Here is a 23619-nt window from a genome sequence, read left to right as displayed (position 1 = left end):
AAGGCGAATCCATGGACCGGACGGGCCCTCAGGCATAGGAATGGGCTCGCGGGGCACCTTCTACCTTCGACATCGCATGCCGGAAGGTGACCTGACGCCCGGGGGAGGGCCGAATGAACTACTTGCGCGGCTTCATCCCATGGATCGCCCTCGCGGTCGTGTCGACACTGGGCTGGCAGTGGGGCGCCCTGGCCGGGCTGGTGCTGGGCGGGGCGATGCTGGTGCGGGCCCGTAAGGCGGGCATGGCGGCCGACGCCCTCATCCTGGAGTGCAGCACGGTGGCGTTCTTCACCGCGCTGACGATCTGGGCCTTCGCCCGGCCGGACAGCATGCTCAAGGACTACATCGGGGCGCTGGCACTGAGCTGGCTCGCCGTCACCGCCTGGACGACGCTCGCGGTGGGGCGGCCCTTCACCACCGGTGTCGCCCGCCGCCAGGCGCCGCCCGAGGTGTGGGACACCTATGTGTTCAAGCGGATCAATGTGGTGATCACCCGCGCCTGGTCCACCGCCTTCACGCTCTCCGCCGCGGCCATGGTCGTGGTGATCTCCGCCGGTCTGGGCATGGTGGCGGCGCTGGCGGTCCAGTTCGCGGGGTTCGTCCTTCCGGCCCTGTTCACCGCGTGGTACCCGGGATGGGCGCGGTCGCGGCTCACACCGGCGGCACACCGGGCATAGGCCCCCGGAATACCTGTGGATACCCTGGGTAACCCCCGCCCATCGGGGTCTGTCCCCTACGGGCGCGTCAGACCCGAGGACGAGGGGAATCCCACCGTCTGGAGTGACGCCGCCGGTGGCTGACACCACTACGGTCGAACATGTGACTGTGATCGCCACCGAAAGTCTGAGCAAGCGGTTCCCCCGCGTCACCGCGCTCGACCGGCTGTCCGTCGACATCGCACCAGGAGTCACTGGCCTGGTGGGTGCGAACGGCGCCGGTAAGTCCACGCTGATCAAGATCCTGCTCGGGTTGTCTCCCGCCAGCGAGGGCCGCGCTTCCGTGCTCGGTCTCGACGTGGCCAAGGACGGCAGCGCCATCCGCGAAAGCGTCGGCTATATGCCCGAGCACGACTGTCTGCCGCCCGATGTCTCGGCGACCGAGTTCGTCGTCCACATGGCGCGCATGTCCGGGCTGCCGCCCTCCGCCGCCCGTGAGCGCACGGCCGACACGCTGCGCCATGTCGGGCTGTACGAGGAGCGATATCGCCCCATGGGCGGCTACTCCACGGGCATGAAGCAGCGGGTCAAACTGGCCCAGGCGCTGGTGCACGACCCCCGCCTGGTCCTGCTGGACGAGCCGACCAACGGCCTGGACCCGGTCGGCCGCGATGAGATGCTCGGGCTGATCCGCCGCGTGCACACCGACTTCGGTATCTCGGTCCTGGTCACCTCGCATCTGCTCGGTGAGCTGGAGCGCACCTGCGACCACGTCGTGGTGATCGACGGCGGTAAGCTGCTCCGCTCCAGCTCCACCAGTGACTTCACCCAGGCGACGGCCTCGCTCGCGGTCGAGGTGACCGATACCACCGACCACCCGGACGGCACCAAGGCGCTGCGCACCGCCCTCGACCGGGCCGGGCTCACCGTCCAGCCCGCCGGCCGCGACGCCGACGGGACGCCCGGCTCCGACCATGTGCTGCTGGTCGACGTCGCGAGCGAGGAGACGTACGACACGGTCCGCGACACCATCGCCGACCTCGGTCTCGGCCTGGTCCGCATGGAGCAGCGCCGCCATCGCATCGCGGAGATCTTCCGGTCCGACGACGATGCGGACGCATCGCACGCTCCGGACGCATCGCATGCTCCGGACGCTCCGGACGCATCGAACGCCCCGGACGGCATGACGAAGCCCGCAGGACCGGCCGGCGCAAGCGCACACGGGAACGGAGGTGCCGTCGATGCCGCCTGAGACCGTGACCCAGCAGCAGCGTGCCGACGTCATTCACAACATCGGCTACCGCCACTACGACGGCCCGCGCCTCGGCCGCGCCTACGCCCGCCGCTCGCTCTTCTCCCAGAGCCTGCGCGGCGCCTACGGCCTCGGCCGTTCGGCGAAGTCCAAGGTCGCGCCGATGCTGCTGTTCGCCGTGATGTGCGCGCCCGCCGCGATCATCGTCGCGGTGGCCATCGCCACCAAGGTGGACAAACTCCCCGTCGAGTACACCCGCTACGCGATCATGCTCCAGGCCGTGATCGGCCTGTACACCGCGTCCCAGGCGCCGCAGTCCGTCTCCCGGGACCTCCGCTTCAAGACGGTCCCGCTCTACTTCTCGCGGCCCATCGAAGCGATGGACTATGTGGTGGCCAAGTTCGCCGCCATGGCCTCGTCGCTGTTCATCCTCACCGGCGCGCCCCTGCTGATCCTCTATGTGGGGGCACTGCTCGCCAAGCTGGACTTCGCCGATCAGACGAAGGGCTTCGCACAAGGACTGATCTCCGTGGCTCTGCTCTCGCTTCTCTTCGCCGGCATCAGCCTGGTCGTCGCCGCGCTCACCCCGCGCCGCGGCTTCGGCGTCGCCGCCGTCATCGCCCTGCTGACCATCTCCTACGGCGCGGTCTCCGCCGTCCAGGCCATCGCGTGGGACCAGGGCAACTCCGGGCCGGTGAGCTGGATCGGGCTGTTCTCGCCGATCACCATCATCGACGGGGTGCAGACGGCCTTCCTCGGTGCCACCTCCTCCTTCCCCGGCGGGGTCGGCCCCGGCACCGGAACCGGGTTCGTCTACGTCCTCGTTCTCCTCGGCCTGATCGCCGGCTCGTACGGGCTGCTGATGCGCCGCTACCGAAAGGTCGGCCTGTGACCACGATCGCCATCGACAACGTCTCCCGCTGGTTCGGGAACGTCGTGGCCGTCAACGACGTGACCATGAACATCGGCCCCGGTGTCACCGGGCTCCTCGGCCCCAACGGCGCGGGCAAGTCCACCCTCATCAACATGATGGGCGGCTTCCTGGCCCCCTCCACCGGGTCCGTGACCCTGGACGGCGCCCAGATCTGGCGCAATGAGGAGGCTTACCGCCACATCGGCATCGTCCCCGAGCGCGAGGCGATGTACGACTTCCTCACCGGCCGCGAGTTCGTGATCGCCAACGCCGAGCTGCACGGGCTGCCCGATCCGCGTGGTGCCGCCCGTAAGGCGCTCGACACCGTCGAGATGGACTACGCGGGCTCCCGGAAGATCGCCACGTACAGCAAGGGCATGCGCCAGCGCGTGAAGATGGCCTCCGCGCTGGTGCACGAGCCGTCGGTGCTCCTCCTGGACGAGCCGTTCAACGGCATGGACCCCCGGCAGCGGATGCAGCTCATGGATCTGCTGCGGCGGATGGGCGAGGAGGGCCGCACCGTGCTGTTCTCCTCGCACATCCTGGAGGAGGTCGAGCAGCTCGCTGCGCATATCGAGGTGATCGTCGCGGGCCGGCACGCCGCCTCCGGCGACTTCCGCAAGATCCGCCGGCTGATGACGGACCGTCCGCACCGCTATCTCGTACGGTCCAGCGACGACCGCGCGCTCGCGGCCGCCCTGATCGCCGACCCGTCGACCACCGGTATCCAGGTCGACGCGAGCACCGGCGCCGACGGCGGACTGCACATCCAGGCGGTCGACTTCGCCCGCTTCACCGAACTGCTGCCCCGGGTCGCCCGTGACCAGCACATCCGGCTCCTCACGGTCTCGCCCTCCGACGAGTCCCTGGAAAGCGTCTTCTCCTACCTCGTCGCGGCCTGAAAGGAGCCCACAGCGATGTCCTCGCTCTACCACCCCACCGTCGCACGGCTCACCTACCGGGCCCTGCTCGGCCGCCGCCGGGCGCTGATCCTCTTCACACTCCCCGGTCTGCTGCTGTTGATCTCGCTCGCCGTACGGCTGCTGACCGGAACGGACGACGCGACGGCCGACTCGGTCCTCGGCGGCTTCGCGATGGCCACCATGGTCCCGCTGATCGGCGTGATCGCCGGTACGGGCGCGATCGGCCCGGAGATCGACGACGGTTCGGTCATCTATCTGCTGGCCAAGCCGGTGAAGCGGCCGACGATCATCTTCACCAAGCTGATCGTGGCGATCGGCGTCACGGTCGCCTTCTCCGCCATCCCCACCCTGCTCGCGGGCTTCCTGCTGAACGGCAACGCCAATCAGCTCGCCGTCGGCTACGCCGTCGCCGCCGCCGTGGCCTCGATCGCCTACAGCGCCGTCTTCCTGCTGTTGGGCACCGTGACCCGGCATGCGGTGATCGCGGGGCTGATCTACGCCCTGGTGTGGGAGACGTTCTTCGGCAGCCTGGTGGCTGGGGCCCGCACCCTCAGCGTTCAGCAGTGGGCGCTGGCGATCGGGCAGAAGGTCGCGGACGGCGATGTGATCTCGTCGGACGTCGGCCTGGCGACCGGCGTCATCCTGCTGCTGGCCGTGACCGTGGGCGCGACCTGGTACGCGGGCCGCAAGCTGCGCACGCTGACCCTCGCGGGGGAGGAGTGACCACCGGCGACGAGTGACCCGCGGGAGGAGTGACCACCCACGCAAGGTGACCCGGCCCCAGGGGTTGATGACCCGGCCCCAGGGGTTCGTGCACGCCTTACGGCCGCCACCGCGCAGGGACGGCGGAGCGGCCGCCGGTTGTCCCCGCGGTGGCGGCGGTCGTCGTGACGGCCGCCGCCGCGGCGTATCCGGGGGCCGCGTGGCCTGGTGTGAGGCCGCTCGGGACCGAGGCTCGGGCCGTTCGGCCCTCCGGCCGCTCAGGACCCTCCGGGCCGCTCAGGACCCTCCGGCCGCTCAGGACCGGATCTTGCGGTCGCGGCCCGCCCCCAGGCCCAGCACCGCCAGCACCCCGCACACCGCCAGCATCAGCGTGAGCGGCAGCCCCCAGCCGCCGATGGTCTGGTGCACCACGCCGAGCGCCAGCGGGCCCACCGCGGCCAGCAGATAGCCCCAGGTCTGCGCCATTCCGGACAGCCGCGCCGAGGTGTGGGCGTCCCCGGTCCGCAGCACCATCATGGTCAGCGCGAGCCCCACGGCCCCGCCCTGTCCGACGCCGATCAGCGTCGCCCACACCCACGCCCCGGCGACAGGGGCCACCAGCAGACCCGCGATACCGGCGCCCATCAGCGCCGCGACCGCGACGGCCAGCGTCCGCTGGGAGCGCATCCGCCCGGCGAGGGTGGGCACCACGAACGAACCGACCATCTGAAGCATGGTGCTGAACGCGAAGACCAGCCCGGCCGTGTTCTTGCTCATGCCGTGGTCGGTGAAGATCGTCGGCAGCCATGCGATACAGACGTACGCGATCGACGACTGCAACCCCATGAACAGCGTGACCTGCCAGGCCAGCGGGGAGCGGCTCAGCCGCGGGCCCGCGTCCGGTGTCGTCCTCACGGGCGTCGCCGCGGGCTCACCGTGGTGCGTACCGCGCCGCGCGAGCACCGTCTGGGGTATCCAGACCAGCGCCGCGACCACGGCCAGCAGCGACCAGGAGGCGAGCGAACCCCGCCAGCCGCCGAGCGCGTTCTCCAGCGGCACGGCGGAGGCGGCGGAGACCGTCGCCCCGCCGATCATCGAGGTGGTGTAGAGCGCGGTCATCCCGGCGGCCCGGTGCGGGAAGTCACGCTTGACCAGGCCCGGCATCAGCACATTGAGGAAGGCGATCCCGCTGCCGACGAGGGCGCCCCCGGCGAAGAGCGCCATCACCGGTGGCGCCACGCGCAGCAGGATGCCGCCGATCAGCAGCGCCAGCGCGCTCAGCAGCACCGCCTCGGTACCCCAGCGCCGGGCGAGCCGGGGCGCGAAGGGCGAGGCCAGGCCCATGAAGATCAGCGGAATGGTCGTGACCAGGCTGCTCATGGTCGCGGACAGCCCGAAGTGGCCGCTGATCTCGCCGAGCAGCGGGGAGACCCCGGCGAGCGCGGCCCGCATATTGAGCGACGCCAGCACGATGCCGATCAGGAGAAGGGCGGGGTGGGCCCGCAGGGTGCGCCGCGCGGCGGCCACCTCGGGGGTCGGCCGCAGATCCGTCTCGGCGTCCACGAGCAGGGGTTCGGCCTCGGGGCCGGGGGCGTGCGGGCGTGGCAAGAAGAGCTCCGTTCCGGTCGTGGTGGGGTGGTGGGGGGTGGTGCGGCTCGCGGTGCGGCCCGCAGAGAGGGCTCAGCCGGTGGCGAGCAGGGCTTCGATGGCGCGTTTCGGCGTCTCCAGCAGCGCCCGCGCCGCCGCCTCGGCGGCCGCCGGATCGCCGGAGGCGATGGCGTCGACCAGGGCGCGGTGGTCGGCGGGGACGATGCTCGGCACCTCGCGGTCGCCGAGCGAGGCCACCAGCGCATCGCGCACCGAGCTGCTGAACCAGCCGTACGTCGCGCTCAGCGCGGCATTGTGCGCGGCCTCCACCACGGCGGTGTGGAACTCCAGATCATGGGCGGCGTGCAGCTCATGATGACCGTCCGCGGACTGCTCCCCGGCCCGCCCGAACGCCTCGAGCGACTCCAGCGTCGCCCGGATCCGCCGCAGATCGTCAGCGCTGTGTCGAAGCGCGGCCAGCCGCGCGCCCTCCGCCTCCAGCGCGATCCGCAGCTCCAGCACATCCCGGATCCCGGCGCGCCGCACACCCCGCATGACCTCGGCGGGGTCGGATGTGGAGACCACGAAGGTGCCCTCGCCCTGCCGGGACTGGAGCATCCCCGCGTGCACGAGGACGCGGACCGCCTCGCGGACCGTGTTCCGGCCGACCTGGAGCTGCTCGGCGAGGGCATGCTCGGTGGGCACGCGGTCGCCGACCTGCCACTCACCCTCGGCGAGCTGCGCCCGCAACTGCTCCACCACGCCGTCGACCAACGACTGCCGCCCAGCCGCCCGCAACGCCATCCCTCTCGGCTCCCTCACTCGATTCACCCGATTGCCCAGTCATCCTACAACTTCACCCTACAACTACCCCCCCGAAAGGCCCGGTGGGCAGGGCGCCGCCCCGCCCACCGGGCTCCTCCGATCCGCTACCCGCGCAGCCGCTTGGCGCGCCGCGCCCGCCGCTGGACCGACTCGGCCTTGAGCGTGGCGACGTCCCTGCGGACCTCGGTCATGTCCTCACCGAGATCGCAGAGCCGCTCGCTCATGGCGCAGATGACCCGCCCGTGCGCGTCGAGCCGCCGGTCCATGCCGTCCAGCCGAGCGGAGACCCTGGCCATCCACGGAGCCAGCTCGCGCAGCGTGGAACCGACATCCGCCAGACACGCCTCGACGGCGTCGAGGCGGCCGCCGATCGGCCCGGCCAGCATCCGCTCGGTGAGGATCCGTTCGAGCGGGAGCTGATCCGTCCCTGCTTCGGGTCCGCTCCGAGTCGACTCCTCGACATCGAGCAGATAGGTGCGTACCCGCTTGGCGGTATCGCTGTCCCGCAGCAGCATCGCGACGTTGAGCACCGCCCGGCGGGGGTAGAGGGTGAGCTGGGTACATGCCTGTGGATAACTCCGATCCCATAGGTCCATTGTGGACCTATGGAAGCCTTGCAGGTCAGCGCCTCGGAGCGTATGCATCCCGTTGCTGTGGAACTCCTCCCGGTGCCGTTTGGCCAAGCTCTTGACGGCTTCTTCCCCAACCTCGAGGTACTCCGCGACCATGCGCGTGGTGATATGCAGCCCATCCGGCAGCATGGTGAGGATCTTGACCTTGTCGAGGACATCCGTCCGTTCGATGACGCTGTCGCGCAGCGCGCGCGACTCCAGTAGTGCGATCTCAGGTGGCATATGTATGCCTTCCGGTCTGAAGTTCGGGTGATGGTCACGCCCCACAAGCCAGGGGGCTGGGCCGCCCGTATCCAGGGACCAGGAGCGGAGGCTGCCTACCTCTTTCGGACCCAACCGCCGTGACATCGCTGCCCGTCGATCCGTCGCCCGGCCGAGGCTCCAACTCGCGTTGCCTCCGCGCATAACGCGTATATGGAAGAACGATCCGATCGCGTAAGGGTTACTCGCACCGCGTGCGTTGACGAACGTCGGCCTCATACGGCGAAGGGGCGGGCGCTGTTGGGCGCCCGCCCCTTGTGACGTGCCGTCGTCCAGCGCTCAGGCGTGGACCGGTTCCGCCGGGGATTGCTCCGGGGTCGGCTTCGGGGGTGCTCCGCCGGGGCCGCCGCGGACGACGGCGAGGACCAGAAGGCCCGCCGCCAGGGCCGCGATGCCGGAGATCAGGCAGATGCGGTCGAGCCCGGCCGCGAACGACTCGTGGACGAGGGTGCGGGCCGCGTCCGCGTGGGCCGGGGGCGCGGAGGCGATGACGGCGTCGGCGTGGCCACCGCTGATGGCCTCGGCGGCCTGTCCGGCCGCCCGGGCCGGGACGGTGCCGCTGTCGTCGACCATGTCCCGTACCCGCGTGGCGAACACCGTGCCCAGGACGGCGATCCCCAGGGCGTAGCCCAACTGCCGGAAGGTGTTCACCGCGCCGCTGGCCATGCCCGCACGCTCCGGCGGGGCCGAGCCGAGGGCGGCAGAGACCAGCACCGGCATGGCCAGGCCGATCCCCAGACCGGCCAGCGCCAGACCCGGGACGAAGGCCGTCCAGTCCGCGTCGGGGGTCACCATCGCCGCGTTGACCAGCGCGCCCGCGCCCACCATCAGCAGTCCGCCGCCGAGCGCCCGGCCGGGGGCGACCCGGTCCAGCAGCCGTCCGCCCGCCGCGCCGACGACCAGCGAGACGCCCGCCATCGGCGTCACCGCGAGCCCCGCCTGGACCGGGCTCATCCCCAGCACCGACTGCAACCACAGCCCGGCGTAGGTGAGGTACGGGAAGGCCCCCGCCTGGAGCAGCAGGGCCGCGGCCATCAGCACCGCGAACGTCGGGCGGCGCAGCAGCCCCAGGTCCAGCAGCGGCTGCCGCTTTCCGCGCTCCACCACGGCGAAGGCGAGCAGCGCGATCGAGGCGGTCACCAGTGCGGCGACCGTGCCGGTGTCGGCCCAGCCCTCCTCACCGCCGCGCATCAGCCCATACGTCAGCGCCCCGGCGCACACCGTGAACGAGGCGGCGCCCGGCCAGTCGATCCGTACGCCCGGCGCGCCGCGCGACTCATCGATGGAACGGAGCGTGATCCACACCGCGATCGCCGTCAGCGGCAGATTGACCAGGAAGATCGCCCGCCAGTCGACGTACTCGGTCAGCACCCCGCCCAGCACCGGGCCGATCGCCGCGGCCGCCCCGCTCGTACCGCCCCACACGCCGAAGGCGATACCGCGGTCGCGGCCGGAGTATGTCGCCATCAGCAGCGGGGTGTTGGTGGCGAACATGGCCGCCGCCCCCGCCCCCTGGACGGCGCGGGCCGCGATCAGCACCCCGGCGTCCGGTGCCAGACCGCAGACCAGGGAGGAGATCGCGAACACCGCGAGGCCGACGACATACAGCCGCCGCCGTCCGAAGAGGTCCGCCGCCGAACCGGCCACCATCAGCAGCGCGGCCAGCGCCAGGGCGTAGATGTCCATCACCCACTGGAGGGAGGTGAAGGACGCGTCCAGTCCCCGCGCCACCTGGGGCAGCGCGGTGTTCACAATCGTGACGTCTATCAACAGCATGAAATTGCCGAGCGTGATGGCGGCGAGCGGCCACCATGATCTGCGCATGACTGACTCCGGGATTCGGAACGTGCCGGCGAGGTGCCGACAAGGGGACGCGAGGGCCGGCCCCGATGGCGGCCCGGCGGTCCCCGCGGCTCTTACGGTCGTCCTGACCGGTCCGCTCATTCCAGCCGGCACCGCCCCGGTGGCACTATCCGACGTCGGCTAGCTTTATGCGGTGGAATCCGACGCGTACGACGACCTGGACCGGGCACTGGTGCACGCCCTTCAGCTCGACGGCCGGGCCCCCTTCAGCCGGCTCGCCGAGGTGCTGGGCGTCTCCGACCAGACCGTGGCCCGCCGCTACACCCGGCTGCGGACGACGGGCGCCCTCCGGGTGCTCGGGCTCACCGACCCGGCGGCGGTCGGCGATGTGGTCTGGCTGGTGCGGGTGCGGTGCCTGCCGGACGCCGCGCTGCCGGTGGCCGAGGCGATGGCCCGGCGGACCGACACCTCCTGGGTGCATGTGCTCTCCGACGGCACCGAGGTCGCCGCGTCGACACGGGCGGCGTCCCGCCTGGACAGCGACACCCTGCTGCTGCGCAAACTCCCGCAGACGCCCCGGGTGGTGGGGGTGAGCGCGCACTGCGTGCTGCATGAGTTCTACGGCGGCGAGCAGGGCCTGGTCAACAAGACCGGGGCGCTGACGGCCGAGCAGGTCGGGCGGCTGCGCACGCCCGCAGTGGACCGGTCGAAGGGGCCGCGCGGACCGGTGGGCGCCGAGGACCGCAAGCTGCTGGACATCCTCGCGGGGGACGGGCGGGCGCCGCTGGCCGAACTGGCCGCCGCCACCGGCTGGTCACTGTCCACGGTGCGCCGCCGGCTGGCCGATCTGCGCGCCGACGGCACCCTGTACTTCGACATCGACTACACCCACCGGATGTTCCAGCAGAATGTCACCACCACGATGTGGCTGTCGGTAAGGCCGTCGGATCTCGCCGCCACCGGGCAGACACTCGCGGACCACCCCGAGGTGGCGTTCGCATGTGCGACCACCGGGACGAAGAATCTGATGGCGACCGTGGTCTGCGCCGATGTCCCGGCCCTCTACACCTATCTGACCACCCGCATCGCCGAACTGCCTTCCGTGCTGGACATGGAGACCGCCCCGATCCTCCGACGGGTCAAGGGTCCGGGGCCGCTGTTCGTCCCGCCCTCCCGGGAGCCCCGGCGCACCTCCTGAACCGCCCCCGCGGCGGCGGGAGTTGGAGGAAACTCCGAAACTCCGCTGGTTGAACTCTGTTCATCTCTACGTCGGTGTAGATCTTGACGGTTGTCAGGGACCTGCCCAACTCTTGGCGTGCGCTGGATCACACCGCGCCGCCCCGCACCACAAGCCTTTTGAAGGGGCGTCGGAAGAAAAAACGGAGGGAACCCGAATGCGTCGCCTCGTCACGAGTCTCGCGGCCACCGCTGTCACCGCTGTCACCGCCATCGCCCTGGCCGCCGCGCCCGCCCAGGCGGCCCCCGCGGACAAGCCGCAGGTCCTCGCCAGTTGGACGCAGACCAGCGCCAGCAGCTACAACACCTGGGTCGCGGCGCGGAACAACCAGGGTGCCTGGGCCGCCTACGGGTTCGACTGGTCCACCGACTATTGCAGCAGCTCCCCCGACAACCCCTTCGGCTTCCCCTTCCAGACCGCCTGCGCCCGCCATGACTTCGGCTACCGCAACCACAAGGCGATGGGCATCTTCGACGCCAACAAGGCGCGGCTCGACAGCGCCTTCTACGAGGACCTCAAGCGGGTGTGCAACGCCTACAGCGGTGCCACCAAGACGTCGTGCAACGCCACGGCATGGACCTACTACCAGGCGGTCAAGATCTTCGGCTGACCCCTCCTGGACCGGGCTTCCTCGGCGGCGGCCGAGGGAGCCCGATCACCGCTGCCGAGCCCGGCTGCCGGGCGGTGCGCCGAGGCGGCCGCACCGGCATCCGGCCGGTTCAATCGGCGCGCCGCCGCTATCGCAGCGTGGCCGTCACCTGCGCGCCACTGTCACCGGCGCGCTGCCGGGAAGAGCCGTTCCAGCACCACGGCGATGCCGTCCTCCGTGTTGGACGCGGTGATCTCGTCGGCGACGGCCTTCAGGTCCCGATGCGCGTTCGCCATCGCGACAGCGTGCTTCGCCCAGCCGAACATCGGAATGTCATTGGGCATATCGCCGAACGCGATCGCGTCGTCGGCGGTCATCCCCAGCCGGCGCGCGGCCAACGACAGGCCCGTGGCCTTCGTCAGCCCCAGCGGCAGCAGCTCCACCAGCCCGGTGCCGGCCATCGTCACCCCGACCAGGCCCCCGGCGGCCGTCCGGGCGGCGTCCGCGAGTGCGTCGTCGTCCAACTCGGCGTGCTGGATGTAGAGCTTGCTGATGGGCTGCGACCACAGCTCGGCCGGGTCCGTGAACGGCACCAGGGGCATCCCCTCGTGGTCCATCCGGTAGCCCTCGCCGAACAGCACCTCGCCGTCCAGCCCGTCGCGGGCCGCGGCCAGCGACAGCGGACCGATCTCCGCCTCGATCTTCTCCAGCGCCAGCAGGGCCACTTGGCGGTCCAGCGTGACGGAGGTCAGCAGCCGGTGCTCACCCGCGTGGTAGAGCTGGGCGCCCTGACCGCACACCGCGAGCCCCTGGTAGCCGAGGTCGTCGAGTATGTGCCGGGCCACCGGGACGGTCCGCCCGGTGACCACGATATGCGCGGCCCCCGCCGCGGTGGCCGCGGCGAGCGCGTCACGGGTCCGCGCCGAGACGGTGTGGTCGGGGCGGAGCAGCGTGCCGTCGAGATCGGTGGCGACCAGTCGATAGGGGAGCTCGTCCGTTGGGCCGGCGAGCTGTTCCGTCGGTCCGGCGCTCGTCACCGCGCGACCGGTTCCAGGACCTCGCGTCCGCCCAGGAACGGCCGCAGCGCCTCGGGCACCCGCACCGAGCCGTCGGACTGCTGGTGGTTCTCGAGGATCGCGACGATGGTCCGGGTGACCGCGCACAGCGTGCCGTTGAGCGTGGCCAGCGGACGGACCTTCTTGCCCTCGCGCATCCGGATCGACAGCCGCCGCGACTGGAACTCGGTGGTGTTGGAGGTCGAGGTCAGCTCGCGGTACTTGCCCTGCGTCGGGATCCACGCCTCGCAGTCGAACTTCCGCGTCGCCGATGAGCCCAGGTCACCCGAGGCCAGGTCGATCACCCGGAACGGCAGCTCCAGGGAGGTCAGCCACTGCTTCTCCCAGTCCAGCAGCCGCTGGTGCTCGGCCTCGGCGTCCTCCGGGGTCGTGTAGACGTACATCTCGACCTTGTCGAACTGGTGCACCCGGAAGATCCCCCGGGTGTCCTTGCCGTACGACCCGGCCTCGCGGCGGAAGCAGGAGGAGAACCCGGCGTAGCGCCGCGGCAGTTGGTCCGCCTCCAGGATCTCGTCCATGTGGTACGCGGCCAGCGGCACCTCGGAGGTGCCGACCAGGTAGAGGTCGTCCTTGTCGAGGTGGTAGACGTCCTCGGCGGCCTGGCCGAGGAAGCCGGTGCCGTCCATGGCCTTCGGCTTGACCAGCGCCGGGGTGAGCACCGGGGTGAAGCCCGCCGCGGTGGCCTGTGCCATCGCCGCGTTCACCAGTGCGAACTCCAGCAGGGCGCCGATGCCCGTCAGGTAGTAGAAGCGGGAGCCGGAGACCTTGGCGCCCCGCTCGGTGTCGATCGCGCCGAGCAGCTCGCCGAGCTCCAGATGGTCCTTGGGCGCGAAGCCCTCGGCATCGAAGTCGCGCGGGGTGCCGATCGTCTCCAGGACGGTGAAGTCGTCCTCGCCGCCGACCGGGACCTCGGGGTGGACGAGATTGCCCAACCGGAGCAGGAGCTGCTGGGTCTCCTCCGCGGCCGCGTCCTGCTCGGCGTCGGCCGCCTTGACGGCGGCGGACAGCTCGCCCGCCTTCTTCAGCAGCTCGGCCTTCTCGTCACCGGCGGCCTTGGGGATGAGCTTGCCGAGCGCCTTCTGTTCGGCGCGCAGCTCGTCGAAGCGGACACTGGAGGACCTGCGCCGCTCGTCGGCGGTCAGGAGGGCGTCGACGATGCCGACGTCCTCTCCACGGGCGCGCTGGGAGGCGCGCACACGATCGGGGTCCTCACGGAGCAGGCGAAGGTCAATCACCCCACCAGGTTACCGGTGTGACCTCGGGTGCTCGACGCGATATTCCTTTGCGTCCTATTTTGCCCTCTTTTGGGGCTGTGGGTAAACCGGGGAATTCCTGTGACGGCCGCCGTCAAGGAATGCCTGCGCATTCCCCGAAAAGGGGCAAAGAGGTGGCGTCGGGTCGACCTTCTTCCCTTGTGCACAGGGTGAGTTGAGGCCCGGTTATCCACAGGGGTGAGGGTAGTCCTCGGAGTTATCCACAGGCTGTGTGTGAGATCTGTGGATGTCGCGGTGATCGCTTGAGCCCCCCAAGTGCTCGGCGATGGATTCCCGTATCAAACCGCGTTCACACACTCCACAAGAGAGGAATCCCTCACTCCAAAGAGTTGGCCGAGGGAATTGGGGTGACAGATGATTGATGTCCGGCGAAGGGAGTATGTGCGGCTTATATTACGATGTGACCGTCTTGCCGGATTGGTGATGTCGACTTATCCCCAGCATGCCCCATCAGCCTGTGGATAACTTTTCCGCAGCGATTCCGTCGATCCCCAGCACCGGCGTGCTCCAGCGCCCGGCGTGACCCGGCGCCTGAGGTGCCCCGGCGCACGCTCGCTACGGCCGGTCGCTACGGCGGGGTCGCTACGACCGGCCGCTACGGGAGGGTTCCGCTCAGCCGCGCTACGGCCGGCTTCGGCTCAGGCCCGGCCGTCCTGGCAGCGGGCCAGCCACTCCGCCGCCTCCGTGAACGCCTCGTCCGAGGTCCCGTGCCGCAGCTCGGCCAGGTCCTCCGCCGTCACACCCGCCCGGGGATACGACCCCAGGAACCGCACCTTGGGGCAGATCCGCTTCAGCCCCATCAGGGCCGAGCCCACCCGGCGGTCGGTGATGTGCCCCTCGCAGTCCACCGAGAAGCAGTAGCGGCCGATGCCCTCGCCGGTCGGGCGCGATTCGATCCGCATCAGGTTGACCCCGCGCGCGGAGAACTCCTGAAGCAGCTCCAGCAGCGCGCCCGGGTGGTCGTCCCCGAGCCAGATGACCACGGACGTCTTGTCCGCGCCCGTCCGGGCGGCGGGCCGGGCGGGGCGCCCGGCCAGGACGAAGCGGGTCATCGCGTTCTGTGCGTCGTGGATGTCGGTGACCAGCGGCTCAAGACCGTACCTGGCCGCCGCGAACTCGCCCGCGAACGCCGCGTCGTACCGCCCCTCCTGCACCAGCCGGGCGCCGTCCGCGTTCGAGGCGGCCGATTCCCACAGGGCGTCCGGGAGGTTCGCCGCCAGCCAGTTGCGGACCTGGGGCTGGGCGACCGGATGCCCGGTCACCGTCTTGATGTCCGCGAGCGCGGTGCCCGGCCGTACCAGCAGCGCGAAGCTGATGGACAGCAGCACCTCGCGGTAGATCATCAGCGGTTCGCCGGTGGCCAGCTCGTCGAGGGTCGCGGTGACCCCGCCCTCGACCGAGTTCTCGATGGGGACCAGCGCGGCCGCCGCGGCACCGGAGCGCACCGCGTCGAGCGCCACCGGCACCGAGACCATCGGCACCAGCTCCCGGGTGGCGGCCTCCGGCATGGACCGCAGGGCGGCCTCGGTGAAGGTGCCCTCGGGGCCGAGGTAGGCATAGCGGCTGGCCGACATCACGGTCGCTCCCTGTGATCAGACGAGACGGCCACGATACTCGCGTCCGCGAAGCGGGCGGACTTGCCGGTCACCCCTTGGACGCGCGCGGCCCAGGGCGGCTCGTCCCCGTCTCCTGTCCCCTCATCTCCTATCCCTCCAAGAGTGCCTGACCCACGTACTCTCCCGGGGCGCAGCCGGGGGGCACCGCGAACAGCGCGCTGGCCTCGTGCCGCAGGAACCGCGACAGATCGTCGCCCAGGTCCAGCTTCCGCTGCACCGGGACGAACCCCTTCATCGGATCCGCCTGCCAGGCGATGAAGAGCAGTCCGGCGTCCGGCGCCCCGTCGTCGCGGAAGCCGTCGTGGTACGAGAACGGCCTGCGCAGCATGGCGGCGCCCTGGTTGGACGCGGGCGCCGCGACCCGTACATGGGCGGCGCCCGCGATGGCCAGCGCACCGTCCCCGTTGACCTTGTCGAGCCGGACCGGGGTGGTCTCCGTGCCGCCGGACAGCGGGGCGCCGTCGGACTTGCGGCGGCCGACCACCTTCTCCTGCCGCTCCAGGGAGAGATGGTCCCAGGTGTCCAGCAGCATCCGGATGCGCCGGACGACCGCGTAGGATCCGCCCGCCAGCCACGCGGGCTCGCCCTTCTCCGGTACGAAGATCCGCCGTTCGAAGTCGTCGTCGGCCGGTTTGGGGTTGTTGGTGCCGTCGATCTGTCCCATGAGGTTGCGGGCGGTCATGGGGCGGTCGGTGGCGCCGGGGGTGCGGTTGAAGCCGTTCATCTGCCAGCGCAGCCGGGCCGTGCTCCCCGCCTCGCGCTGAAGTGCGCGCAGCGCGTGGAAGGCGACCAGCGCGTCATCGGCGCCGATCTGGATCCACAGATCGCCGTTGCTTCGTTTGGGATCGAGGGCGTCCGAGACGAAGTCGGGGAGCGGGGCGAGTGCCTTCGGCAGTTGGTCGTCGAGTCCCGTCTTGCCGAAGAAGGTCCGGCCGAAGCCGAAGGTGACCGTAAGGGACGAGGGGCCGGCGTCCAGCGCGATCCCCGTGTCGTCCGGCGGGGCCTCGCCCGCCATCAGCTCCTGGGCCGTGCGCGACCAGCGGCGCAGCAGTGCGGCGGCCGCCTTACGGTTCGCACCGGGCGCCAGGTCGAAGGCGAGCAGATGGCCATGGGCCTGGAGGGGGGTGGTGATGCCCCCCTGGCGCTTGCCGTGGAAGGGCACGGCCCTCGCGCCCAGGGAGCTGAGGGGTTCGGGTGTCTCCCGCGCGGCCTCGGACGCGTAGGCTCCGGCGGCTCCGCCGGCGACCAGTCCGGCCGCGCCGGCGGCGCCCGCCGTGCCCAGCAGACGCCGCCGGGAGATGCCGGACGAGGGTGCTTGCTCTGTGGTCATTGAGCGACTTTCACGTTCCTGGTCTCCGTCACCTGGTCGATGTCGGAGGTTCGTACGGTCAGGGAGAGCTGCCAGGTGCCTGCCACGGGGAGCTGGACGGTCTTGGCGCTCCAGTGCCCGGTCGAGAGGCGCTCCAGCGGGGTGCGCAGCGGCCCGATCCCCTTGCCCTTGAGCGTCAGCGACAGCTTGACCTCGGGGACGTCCACGGGACGGTCGGCCAGGTCGGTGGTGAAGACATGCAGCGCGTTGTCACCCGGCAGAGCGGGTTCGATCATGACAACGGCCTTGCCGCGGCCGCTCTTGGGGCCCGTGTTGTAGGGGATCAGCACGCTCACCGGGTCGACGTTCAGTTGGCCGCCGGGCTTCGTGGCCGAGGCGCTCGCCTGCTCGGTTTCGGCCCGGCCGGGCTGGGTGCTGCTCAGTACGGTGGCCACCGCCAGCAGCACGACGGCCACGATGGTCTCGGCGATCACCGACCGGCGCAGACCGCTGCGCTCGCGGTCGGCGTCGCGCTCCCGCAGCGTGGCGGTCTTGTCCTTGGCGGCCCGCTGACGGGCGAGCTGGGCGGCGCGTTCGGGATCGTCGGCGTCGGCGGCGTCGTCCGAACCGGCGCCGTCCGAACCGGCGCCGTCACCGGACTCGGTCTCGGCGTCGGCGGGGGTGTCGACCGCCGCGTCGGCCGCGCCGGTACGGACCGGCCGCGCGGCCTTCACCGCGGCCTTGGTTCCGGCCTTGGTCCCGGTCCCCGCCCCGGCCTCCGCCGTGGCATCCGCTGCCGAGGCCGCCGAAGCCGCCTCCGACGCGCTCTCCGCCCCGGGCTCCGCGTCCGTCTCCTCCGCCGTGTCCGCCGGGTCCGCCGTGGCATCCGTAAGGCGGCCGGTCCAGCGTCGTGAGATGGCCGCGATGCCGAGGAGCACCGCCACCAGACCCACCTTGACCAGCAGCCATCGCCCGTACTCGGTGTCGGTCAGCGCGCCCCAGGAGCCCACCTGCCGCCATGACTGGTACAGCCCGGTGACCACCAGGGCGACGACCGACCCGAAGGCCAGCCGCGAGAAGCGGCGCACGGCCGCCCGCCCGATCGGTTCGCCCGCCCGGAGCGTCACCGCGAGCGAGGCCAGGCCGCCCAGCCACACCCCGACGGCGATCAGATGGATCATGTCCACCGGCATGGCGAGCTGCCGCTGGAGGCCGACCGAGGCGTGCTCGGCCATCGCCCAGGTCGCGGAGAGGCCCACGGCCATCACCGTGCCGCCGAAACCCAGCCCGAAGGCGAGGTCCTGGCGGCGCCGCGCGTCCGCCTCCCGCTCCCCGGTGCGACGGGTGTACGAGCCGAAGAGGACGGCCAGGAAGACCGCCGCCGCGCCGAGCAGCAGCAGCCGGGACAGCAGTGCCGCGCCCGGCTTGGTGGACAGCACATCGCCCAGCCTGCCGAGGTCGAGGATCCCGCCGATCCCCTCGCCGTCGGTGTACGGCCCGCGCAGCAGCAACAGCAGCAGGGTGGCCGTGAAGACCGTCACCCAGCCGCCCACGGCGATCTTGCGCACCGGGCGGGAGGACCGGCAGAGCCCGGCGAACACACTGCCGCCCACCAGGGCCGCGAACCCGCCGTAGGCGGCGTACCGGCCGATTCCGTAGAGCGTGCTGACGGTGCTGTCGGACGCCTCGCCCGTGGGCACCTTCGCCGTGGTCTTGGACGCGGCGCCGATGGAGAAGGTGAACGCGCCGCTCACCGGGTGGCTGTCCTCCGAGACCGCCTTCCACGCCACCGTGTAGGTGCCGTCCGGCAGCCCGGAGTGCAGCCCGGCCGCGGCGGTCGACGACTTGCCGCCGACATGGGCGGTCTTGCCGGTGTCCACGCGCTTGCCCTTGGGGTCGAGCACGCGCACGGAGTCGCCGGAGAGCAGCACGCCCTCCGAGAAGTTCAGCGTGACCTCCCTGGGCGCGGTCTTCACCACCGAGCCGTCGGCGGGGTCGGTCGAGGTGAGCGCGGCATGCGCGGACGCGGAACTCGCGCCCACGCTCAGCGCGCACAGCAGCGCGGCGAGCAGGGTGCCGCAGATCGCGATCAGGCGCCGGGCGGTCGCGGTGGTCCGGGAGGGGGCCGCGGTGGGCCCGGCGGGGGCCAGGGAGGTCAGCGAGGGCATCGGGTGTCAGTCCTTGGGGCGGTACGTCGTCGGCTCGACCGGGACTTTGATCTCGATGGGATCGGATGTGGCGAAGTGCAGGGTGAAGCTGACCTTCTCACCGACCTTCGGCCGGTGGGAGAGGTTTGTCAGCATCAGATGATCTCCGCCGCTGGACAGCTCGAGCCGGCTGTCCGCCGGGACATCGAGCGAGCTCACCTGCTTCATCCGGGTGCCCTTGGTGGTGTGCAGGGTGACCTCGGAGGCGAGCGGTGTGGTGACGGACGTCAGCTCGTCGGCGCCGCCACCGGCGTTCCGTACGGTCAGATAGCCCGCCGCCATGTCGGTCATGGGCGGCTGGGAGACATAGGCGCCGGTCACGGACAGCTTGGGGTCGCCCCCGCCCTTGCCCCCGCCACCACCGCCGCCGTCGTCGCCCGAGCAGGCGGCCAGCGCGGCGGACAGACCGAGGGCGAGGACCACGGCGGCCGCCTTACGGACGCCAGGAATGCCAGGGGCCGCCGGCGTCACGGGTTCCGCCCCTCGATGATCTTCGGCAGGTCCTTGGCGTAACGATCCGCCGTGGCCTCCGTGGTGTAGATCCAGTGACCCTTGTCGTCCTTGGGCGAGAAGCCGATCACCTCGGCGCCGTGGCTGACGGTGATGCTGCCGTCCTTCTCCTTCTTCGGCTTCTCGATGAAGATGCCCAGCGGCCGCGCGGCGGCCTCGATGGTGTTGAAGTCGCCGGTGAGGCCGACGAAGTCGGTGCCGCCCTGGGCGTCCAGCCAGGAGCGCATCCGCTTGGGGGTGTCCCGGGCCGGGTCGGTGCTGACGAAGACGACGCGCAGCTTCTCCCGCTCGGCCTTGGGGAGCTTCTTCACGGCGAGGGCGACGTTGCTCATGCTCAGCGGGCAGACGTCCGGGCAGTGGGTGTAGCCGAAGAAGAGCAGGGTGGGCCGGCCCTTGGTCTCCTTGAGCAGGTCGTACTTCTTGCCGTCGGTGTCGGTGAGGGCGAGGTCCGGCTTGGCCTTCGCCTGGTCGAGGACGATGGCCTGCCCCGACTTCTGGCCGCCCTTGACCTCGGCGGCCGCGTTGTCGCCCTTGCCGCCGCTGTCCGAGCCGCCGCAGGCACTGAGGGTGAGCGCGGCGGCGGCGACGATGGCGGTGGCCAGGATTTTGGTGCGCATGGAGCTGTTCTCCAAAGAGAGAAGTGGTTCGGTGGCGCGCGGGGGCGGCGGACACGAAGGCCCGCCGCCCCCGCCGGGATCACGCGGTCCGTTCAGGACCGGCGGTCACCGGCGGTACCCGCGTCTTGGTGTGGCGGCCGGCGGTCAGGCGGAGCGGCGGCGGCTGGCGACCACGCCGTAGGCGACACCGGCGGCGCCGATGACGATGCCCACGATGCCCAGCACCCGGGCCGTGGTGTCGCTGCTGTCCTTGTCGTCGGAGGAGTCGGCCGAGGCGGAGTTCTCGGCTCCGGCCTTCTCGGAGCCGCTGTCCTTGCTCTGCCCGGAGGCCGCGGCGGCGTCATGGCCGTCCGAGCCCTCGGCCGGGGCGACCAGCTTGAGCACCGGCGCCGGGTTCTCCGGTTCGGCGGCGCCCTCCTTGGGCTCCTCGATCCAGCGCACGACCTCCTTGTTGTCGTACGTCTGGAGCGCCTTGAAGGCGAGCTGGTCGGCGTCGTCGGGAAGCTGGCCGACCGACAGCGGGAACTGCTGGAACATCCCCGGCTCGATCTTGCCGCCGGACCAGGTGACCTTGGTGACCGCCTCGCTGATCTTCTCGCCGTGCATCTCCATGGGCTTGGCGAGCTTGGACTTGGTGACCTTGACGTCCCAGCCGGGCACCGGCTGGGGCATCACCGAGGCGAGCGGATGGTCGGCGGGCAGGGTCACCTCGAGCTTGACGGTGGAGGCGTCGTCGCGCTCGTTGGGCACCTTGAAGGCGATGGTGCTGTAGCCGCCCTTCTCGGCCTGGCCGGGCTGCACGCTGACGTGCGCGAAGGCGGGGCCCGCGGTGAGCAGCACCAGGCCGCCCGCGGTGAGGGCTCCGATGACCGGCAGACGGCGGAGACGCATGGCGTTCATGTCAACACTCCAGGGACAGGAATGATCAGATGGGTTGGCGTGCGTGCGGCGACGTCGCGGCCACCCTCCGGTCCCGCTGGAGGAGTGTCGCGTCGGTCAGGCCGCGAGGTCGCAGACCGGCGGTCCCCGCCTGATCACGCTGTGCTGGAGGACGAGGGCCGTCGTCCCGCCCTCGTCCCGCTCGGCCGTGCGCGGACGGCACGGCCGACCGTAAAGCGTCCCCGAAGGGGCCAGGAGCACCCGTACGAGCTTCAGGGCGGCGCGCAGCGCCCGTACGAGCGCGGCCTCCGCGACCCCACGCGCCCCGTCCACCGACAGCCGCACCGCCCGCCATACGGCCATCTCGCCCCGGCGCAGCAGCCAGCCGATGGCGAGCGCGGCGAGCAGATGGCCCAGGGTCATGGGCAGCGAGGGCAGCAGGCCCGCCATCCCGGCCGTCTGCTCCGCCGGGGCGGCGGACGACGGCATGGTGTGCGGGCCGTGCGCGGCGGACGGGTCGATGCCCGCGTGCGCGACGATCCGATGCGCCGTGGTGGCGTCGAGCCGTCCGGGGCCCGACGCGCACAGCAGCCTGGCGGCCAGGCCGATGACGTGGCCCTGGGCGGCGTCGGCCCGCTGGGCGGCCTCCTCGGCGGCCGTCGCCCGGTGCTGCCCGAGCGCGAAGAGCGCGTGCAGCGCGAGCTGCCCGATGGCCAGCAGGGCCGCGATCCCGGGCAGCGACCGCTCCCGCCCGGCCAGCGTCAGCGTCACCGTGAACATCGCCGCGCAGCCCACGCCCACCGTCCACAGCGGCACGGTCGCGCAGGAGGCCAGCACATGCCCCGCCGCGGACAGCACGACACAGACCGCGGTGAAGACCGCGGCCCGCAGCATTCGCAGATCGGCGCCGGCACGGGCGACAGGGGAAGCCATGGCGGCGACATCATCCCACTGGGAGGGCGCGTTCCCTACGGCGGGTGGGGCGTACCGGCGCACACCAGGACAGGCCCATACACCGGTTCGCGCATCGAGCGCGTCCGCCGAATGAGCGGAGTCACGTTGATAAGACGCTTACGGACCATGGACCCAGGCAATACGTAACGGTATGTCGAGCCGCGGCCGGGAGGCTGGAGCATGAGCATCTGGTGGTCACTCCATTTGCCCCGCGAGGCGGCGAGCGTTCCGCTCGCACGACGACTGCTCCTCGGCACCATGGAGACGGCCGGAGTAGATCCGGAGATCTCCTACGATCTGTCGGTCGCCCTCTCCGAGGCGTGTGCGAACGCGGTGGAGCACGGGGGCCGCGACGGCACGGGCGGGGATTACCGAGTCACGGCCTATATCGACGGCGACACCTGCCGTATCGAGGTCACCGACTCCGGCCCCGGCTTCGCCGGACGTGGCGCCGTCCACCGCGAGGGCCGCACTCGGAACGAGCGGCGTCCGGCGGGCGCGCCGAGACCACAGCAGCCGCGCAGCCCGGCTCCGCCCCAGGCGGAGCACGGGCGGGGGCTCTTTCTCATCGAGGCTCTCACCGACCATGTCCGCTACCGGGACCGTCCGGGGCGCGGCGGGGTGGTGGTGAGCTTCGACAAGATCCTCAAGTGGCGCGAAGGGGCGCTGCTGAGGGCGTCGTGACCGGGTCGTAGCCCTTTGGGGGCTCAGGGTGTCAGGTGGCCGTCTGTCCGGGCCATTCGGACCATTTGAACTATTAGGTCAGTTCGGTTAGTTCGGCTAGTTCGGTCTGTTCGGGTGGCAGGGCGCGGCACAGCGCGTCCAGCGCTCCCGCGAAGGAGTGCTCGGGCGGGGTCGCGTAGCCCACCACGAGCCCGTCGGGGTGGGGTGTGGTGGCGTCCGGGTGGCGGTAGCCGCCGAGGCCGTCCAGCGCCAGTCCCTGCCAGGCGGCGGCGCGCAGGGCGGACCGCTCGGTGCCGGGCGGTAGCTCCAGCACCGCGTGCAGCCCGGCCGCGATCCCCGAGACGCGGACATGGGGCGCGCGTTCGGCGAGCGTGGCGACGAGCTGATCGCGCCGACGGCGGTAGCGCTGGCGCATCCGGCGCACATGGCCGTCGTAACCGCCCGATTCGATGAAGTCCGCGAGGGTTAGCTGGTCGATGACGCCGGTCCAGCCCTCGCGCTCCCCCTTGGCGGCCAGCACGCGGTCGACCAACTGGTCCGGCAGGACCATCCAGCCCAGCCGCAGGGCCGGGGAGAGGCTTTTGCTGACCGAGCCGAGGTAGAGCACCCGGTCGGGGTCGAGGCCCTGGACGGCGCCCACCGGGCGGCGGTCGTAGCGGAACTCCCCGTCGTAGTCGTCCTCCAGGACCAGACCGCCGCTCTCCCGCGCCCAGGCGACGGCCGCCGCCCGCCGCTCGGGGTGCAGCGGACCGCCGGTGGGGAACTGGTGAGCGGGGGTGAGCAGGGCCGCCCGCAGGCCGTCGAGGGTGGCCAGTCCATCCGTAAGGGCGCCATCGGCGTCCAGCGGAAGCGGGATCGTACGGATCCCGGCGGAGCTCAGAAGCGAGCGGTGGAACGCCAGGCCGTACGACTCGACGGCCATTCGGGGCCGCAGCAGCCGGGTGCCGCTCAGCAGCCGCAGGGCGTGCGCGAAGCCCGAGCAGACGACGATCCGGCCGGGGTCGGTGCGGACGCCGCGGGCGCGGGCGAGGTAGTCGGCCAGGGCGCGGCGCAGCTCCGGGCGGCCGTGCGGATCACCGGGGCCGAACGCCTCATGCGGCGCGGCGGTCAGCG

At 71.3% G+C, this 23619-nt stretch carries 22 protein-coding genes; 8 read left to right on the top strand and 14 right to left on the bottom strand.

The features are described 5' to 3' along the window. Positions 1-113 precede the first annotated feature (113 nt). The 5 genes from KN815_RS23020 (at position 114) to KN815_RS23000 (ending at position 4467) form a co-directional block, all read left to right on the top strand. Positions 114-677, top strand: coding sequence for a hypothetical protein (locus KN815_RS23020; protein ID WP_216343834.1), 564 nt, complete (start codon positions 114-116; stop codon positions 675-677). A gap of 115 nt (positions 678-792) precedes the next feature. After that, complete coding sequence (locus KN815_RS23015) at positions 793-1908, top strand: ABC transporter ATP-binding protein (protein WP_216343833.1); 1116 nt, start codon at positions 793-795, stop codon at positions 1906-1908. Continuing rightward, positions 1898-2800: an ABC transporter permease gene (locus tag KN815_RS23010; protein ID WP_216343832.1), complete on the top strand. Its 903-nt coding sequence runs from the start codon at positions 1898-1900 to the stop codon at positions 2798-2800. The genes KN815_RS23015 and KN815_RS23010 overlap by 11 nt, the downstream gene beginning before the upstream one ends. Next, on the top strand, positions 2797-3723 hold the full coding sequence (locus KN815_RS23005; RefSeq protein WP_216343831.1) for an ABC transporter ATP-binding protein: 927 nt from the start codon (positions 2797-2799) through the stop codon (positions 3721-3723). Before KN815_RS23010 ends, KN815_RS23005 begins: the two co-directional genes overlap by 4 nt. Positions 3724-3738: 15 nt before the next feature. After that, a complete protein-coding gene (locus KN815_RS23000; protein ID WP_216343830.1) occupies positions 3739-4467 on the top strand; it encodes an ABC transporter permease subunit in 729 nt (242 codons plus the stop codon). 294 nt (positions 4468-4761) lie between these two features. On the opposite strand, the gene KN815_RS22995 is transcribed toward KN815_RS23000, so the two are convergent. The 4 genes from KN815_RS22995 to KN815_RS22980 form a co-directional block, all read right to left on the bottom strand. Beyond that, positions 4762-6054 (bottom strand): CynX/NimT family MFS transporter, encoded by a 1293-nt coding sequence (locus tag KN815_RS22995; RefSeq protein WP_216343829.1) that lies wholly within the window; start codon positions 6052-6054, stop codon positions 4762-4764. Between the two features lie 72 nt (positions 6055-6126). Further along, positions 6127-6837 (bottom strand): FadR/GntR family transcriptional regulator, encoded by a 711-nt coding sequence (locus tag KN815_RS22990; RefSeq protein ID WP_216343828.1) that lies wholly within the window; start codon positions 6835-6837, stop codon positions 6127-6129. 125 nt (positions 6838-6962) lie between these two features. After that, complete coding sequence (locus tag KN815_RS22985) at positions 6963-7712, bottom strand: hypothetical protein (RefSeq protein WP_216343827.1); 750 nt, start codon at positions 7710-7712, stop codon at positions 6963-6965. A gap of 318 nt (positions 7713-8030) precedes the next feature. Continuing rightward, a complete protein-coding gene (locus KN815_RS22980) occupies positions 8031-9575 on the bottom strand; it encodes an MFS transporter (RefSeq protein WP_216343826.1) in 1545 nt (514 codons plus the stop codon). Between the two features lie 172 nt (positions 9576-9747). Between KN815_RS22980 and KN815_RS22975 the strand changes: the two genes are divergently transcribed. Together KN815_RS22975 and KN815_RS22970 are read left to right on the top strand one after the other, a co-directional pair. After that, complete coding sequence (locus KN815_RS22975; RefSeq protein WP_216343825.1) at positions 9748-10752, top strand: Lrp/AsnC family transcriptional regulator; 1005 nt, start codon at positions 9748-9750, stop codon at positions 10750-10752. A 196-nt stretch (positions 10753-10948) separates the two neighbouring features. Next, positions 10949-11401 carry a phospholipase gene (locus KN815_RS22970; protein ID WP_216343824.1) on the top strand — a complete coding sequence of 151 codons (453 nt, stop codon included), beginning with the start codon at positions 10949-10951 and terminating at the stop codon, positions 11399-11401. Between the two features lie 161 nt (positions 11402-11562). Here the strand turns inward: KN815_RS22970 and KN815_RS22965 are convergent, their stop codons facing one another. The 9 genes from KN815_RS22965 to KN815_RS22925 form a co-directional block, all read right to left on the bottom strand. After that, positions 11563-12417 carry an HAD family hydrolase gene (locus KN815_RS22965; protein WP_216343823.1) on the bottom strand — a complete coding sequence of 285 codons (855 nt, stop codon included), beginning with the start codon at positions 12415-12417 and terminating at the stop codon, positions 11563-11565. Then, on the bottom strand, positions 12414-13691 hold the full coding sequence (gene serS, locus KN815_RS22960) for a serine--tRNA ligase (protein ID WP_216343822.1): 1278 nt from the start codon (positions 13689-13691) through the stop codon (positions 12414-12416). The genes KN815_RS22965 and serS overlap by 4 nt, the downstream gene beginning before the upstream one ends. A 677-nt stretch (positions 13692-14368) precedes the next feature. Then, positions 14369-15304, bottom strand: a complete 936-nt coding sequence (pheA, locus tag KN815_RS22955) for a prephenate dehydratase (RefSeq protein WP_216343841.1) — start codon at positions 15302-15304, stop codon at positions 14369-14371. 130 nt (positions 15305-15434) lie between these two features. Further along, the gene (gene efeB, locus KN815_RS22950) at positions 15435-16676 is read right to left on the bottom strand and encodes an iron uptake transporter deferrochelatase/peroxidase subunit (RefSeq protein ID WP_216343821.1); all 1242 of its coding nucleotides are present in this window, start codon (positions 16674-16676) and stop codon (positions 15435-15437) included. Beyond that, complete coding sequence (locus KN815_RS22945; RefSeq protein ID WP_216343820.1) at positions 16673-18823, bottom strand: copper resistance CopC/CopD family protein; 2151 nt, start codon at positions 18821-18823, stop codon at positions 16673-16675. Before KN815_RS22945 ends, efeB begins: the two co-directional genes overlap by 4 nt. A 6-nt stretch (positions 18824-18829) precedes the next feature. Next, complete coding sequence (locus KN815_RS22940; protein ID WP_216343819.1) at positions 18830-19333, bottom strand: copper chaperone PCu(A)C; 504 nt, start codon at positions 19331-19333, stop codon at positions 18830-18832. Next, complete coding sequence (locus KN815_RS22935) at positions 19330-19989, bottom strand: SCO family protein (RefSeq protein WP_216343818.1); 660 nt, start codon at positions 19987-19989, stop codon at positions 19330-19332. The genes KN815_RS22940 and KN815_RS22935 overlap by 4 nt, the downstream gene beginning before the upstream one ends. Positions 19990-20133: 144 nt before the next feature. Continuing rightward, positions 20134-20889, bottom strand: coding sequence for a YcnI family copper-binding membrane protein (locus KN815_RS22930; RefSeq protein WP_372458440.1), 756 nt, complete (start codon positions 20887-20889; stop codon positions 20134-20136). Positions 20890-20985: 96 nt separating this feature from the next. Next, on the bottom strand, positions 20986-21801 hold the full coding sequence (locus KN815_RS22925) for a hypothetical protein (protein WP_216343817.1): 816 nt from the start codon (positions 21799-21801) through the stop codon (positions 20986-20988). A gap of 201 nt (positions 21802-22002) precedes the next feature. Between KN815_RS22925 and KN815_RS22920 the strand changes: the two genes are divergently transcribed. After that, the gene (locus KN815_RS22920) at positions 22003-22506 is read left to right on the top strand and encodes an ATP-binding protein (RefSeq protein WP_216343816.1); all 504 of its coding nucleotides are present in this window, start codon (positions 22003-22005) and stop codon (positions 22504-22506) included. A gap of 73 nt (positions 22507-22579) precedes the next feature. Here the strand turns inward: KN815_RS22920 and KN815_RS22915 are convergent. Next, positions 22580-23619, bottom strand: a 1040-nt coding sequence (locus tag KN815_RS22915) for an aminotransferase-like domain-containing protein (RefSeq protein ID WP_216343815.1), incomplete at its 5' end; no start/stop codon positions are given.

This window comes from Streptomyces niphimycinicus, from assembly GCF_018883605.1.
In the GTDB taxonomy this organism is placed as follows: Bacteria; Actinomycetota; Actinomycetes; order Streptomycetales; family Streptomycetaceae; genus Streptomyces; species Streptomyces niphimycinicus.
This window is presented reverse-complemented; position numbering and strand designations above follow the sequence as displayed.

Coding starts and splice junctions, on each gene's coding strand:
- KN815_RS23020 (WP_216343834.1), top strand. CDS start 114: ATGAACTACTTGCGCGGCTTCATCCCATGGATCGCCCTCGCGGTCGTG.
- KN815_RS23010 (WP_216343832.1), top strand. CDS start 1,898: ATGCCGCCTGAGACCGTGACCCAGCAGCAGCGTGCCGACGTCATTCAC.
- KN815_RS23000 (WP_216343830.1), top strand. CDS start 3,739: ATGTCCTCGCTCTACCACCCCACCGTCGCACGGCTCACCTACCGGGCC.
- KN815_RS22990 (WP_216343828.1), bottom strand. CDS start 6,837: ATGGCGTTGCGGGCGGCTGGGCGGCAGTCGTTGGTCGACGGCGTGGTG.
- KN815_RS22985 (WP_216343827.1), bottom strand. CDS start 7,712: ATGCCACCTGAGATCGCACTACTGGAGTCGCGCGCGCTGCGCGACAGC.
- KN815_RS22980 (WP_216343826.1), bottom strand. CDS start 9,575: ATGCGCAGATCATGGTGGCCGCTCGCCGCCATCACGCTCGGCAATTTC.
- KN815_RS22970 (WP_216343824.1), top strand. CDS start 10,949: ATGCGTCGCCTCGTCACGAGTCTCGCGGCCACCGCTGTCACCGCTGTC.
- pheA (WP_216343841.1), bottom strand. CDS start 15,304: ATGTCGGCCAGCCGCTATGCCTACCTCGGCCCCGAGGGCACCTTCACC.
- efeB (WP_216343821.1), bottom strand. CDS start 16,676: ATGACCACAGAGCAAGCACCCTCGTCCGGCATCTCCCGGCGGCGTCTG.
- KN815_RS22945 (WP_216343820.1), bottom strand. CDS start 18,823: ATGCCCTCGCTGACCTCCCTGGCCCCCGCCGGGCCCACCGCGGCCCCC.
- KN815_RS22935 (WP_216343818.1), bottom strand. CDS start 19,989: ATGCGCACCAAAATCCTGGCCACCGCCATCGTCGCCGCCGCCGCGCTC.
- KN815_RS22930 (WP_372458440.1), bottom strand. CDS start 20,889: ATGAACGCCATGCGTCTCCGCCGTCTGCCGGTCATCGGAGCCCTCACC.
- KN815_RS22925 (WP_216343817.1), bottom strand. CDS start 21,801: ATGGCTTCCCCTGTCGCCCGTGCCGGCGCCGATCTGCGAATGCTGCGG.
- KN815_RS22920 (WP_216343816.1), top strand. CDS start 22,003: ATGAGCATCTGGTGGTCACTCCATTTGCCCCGCGAGGCGGCGAGCGTT.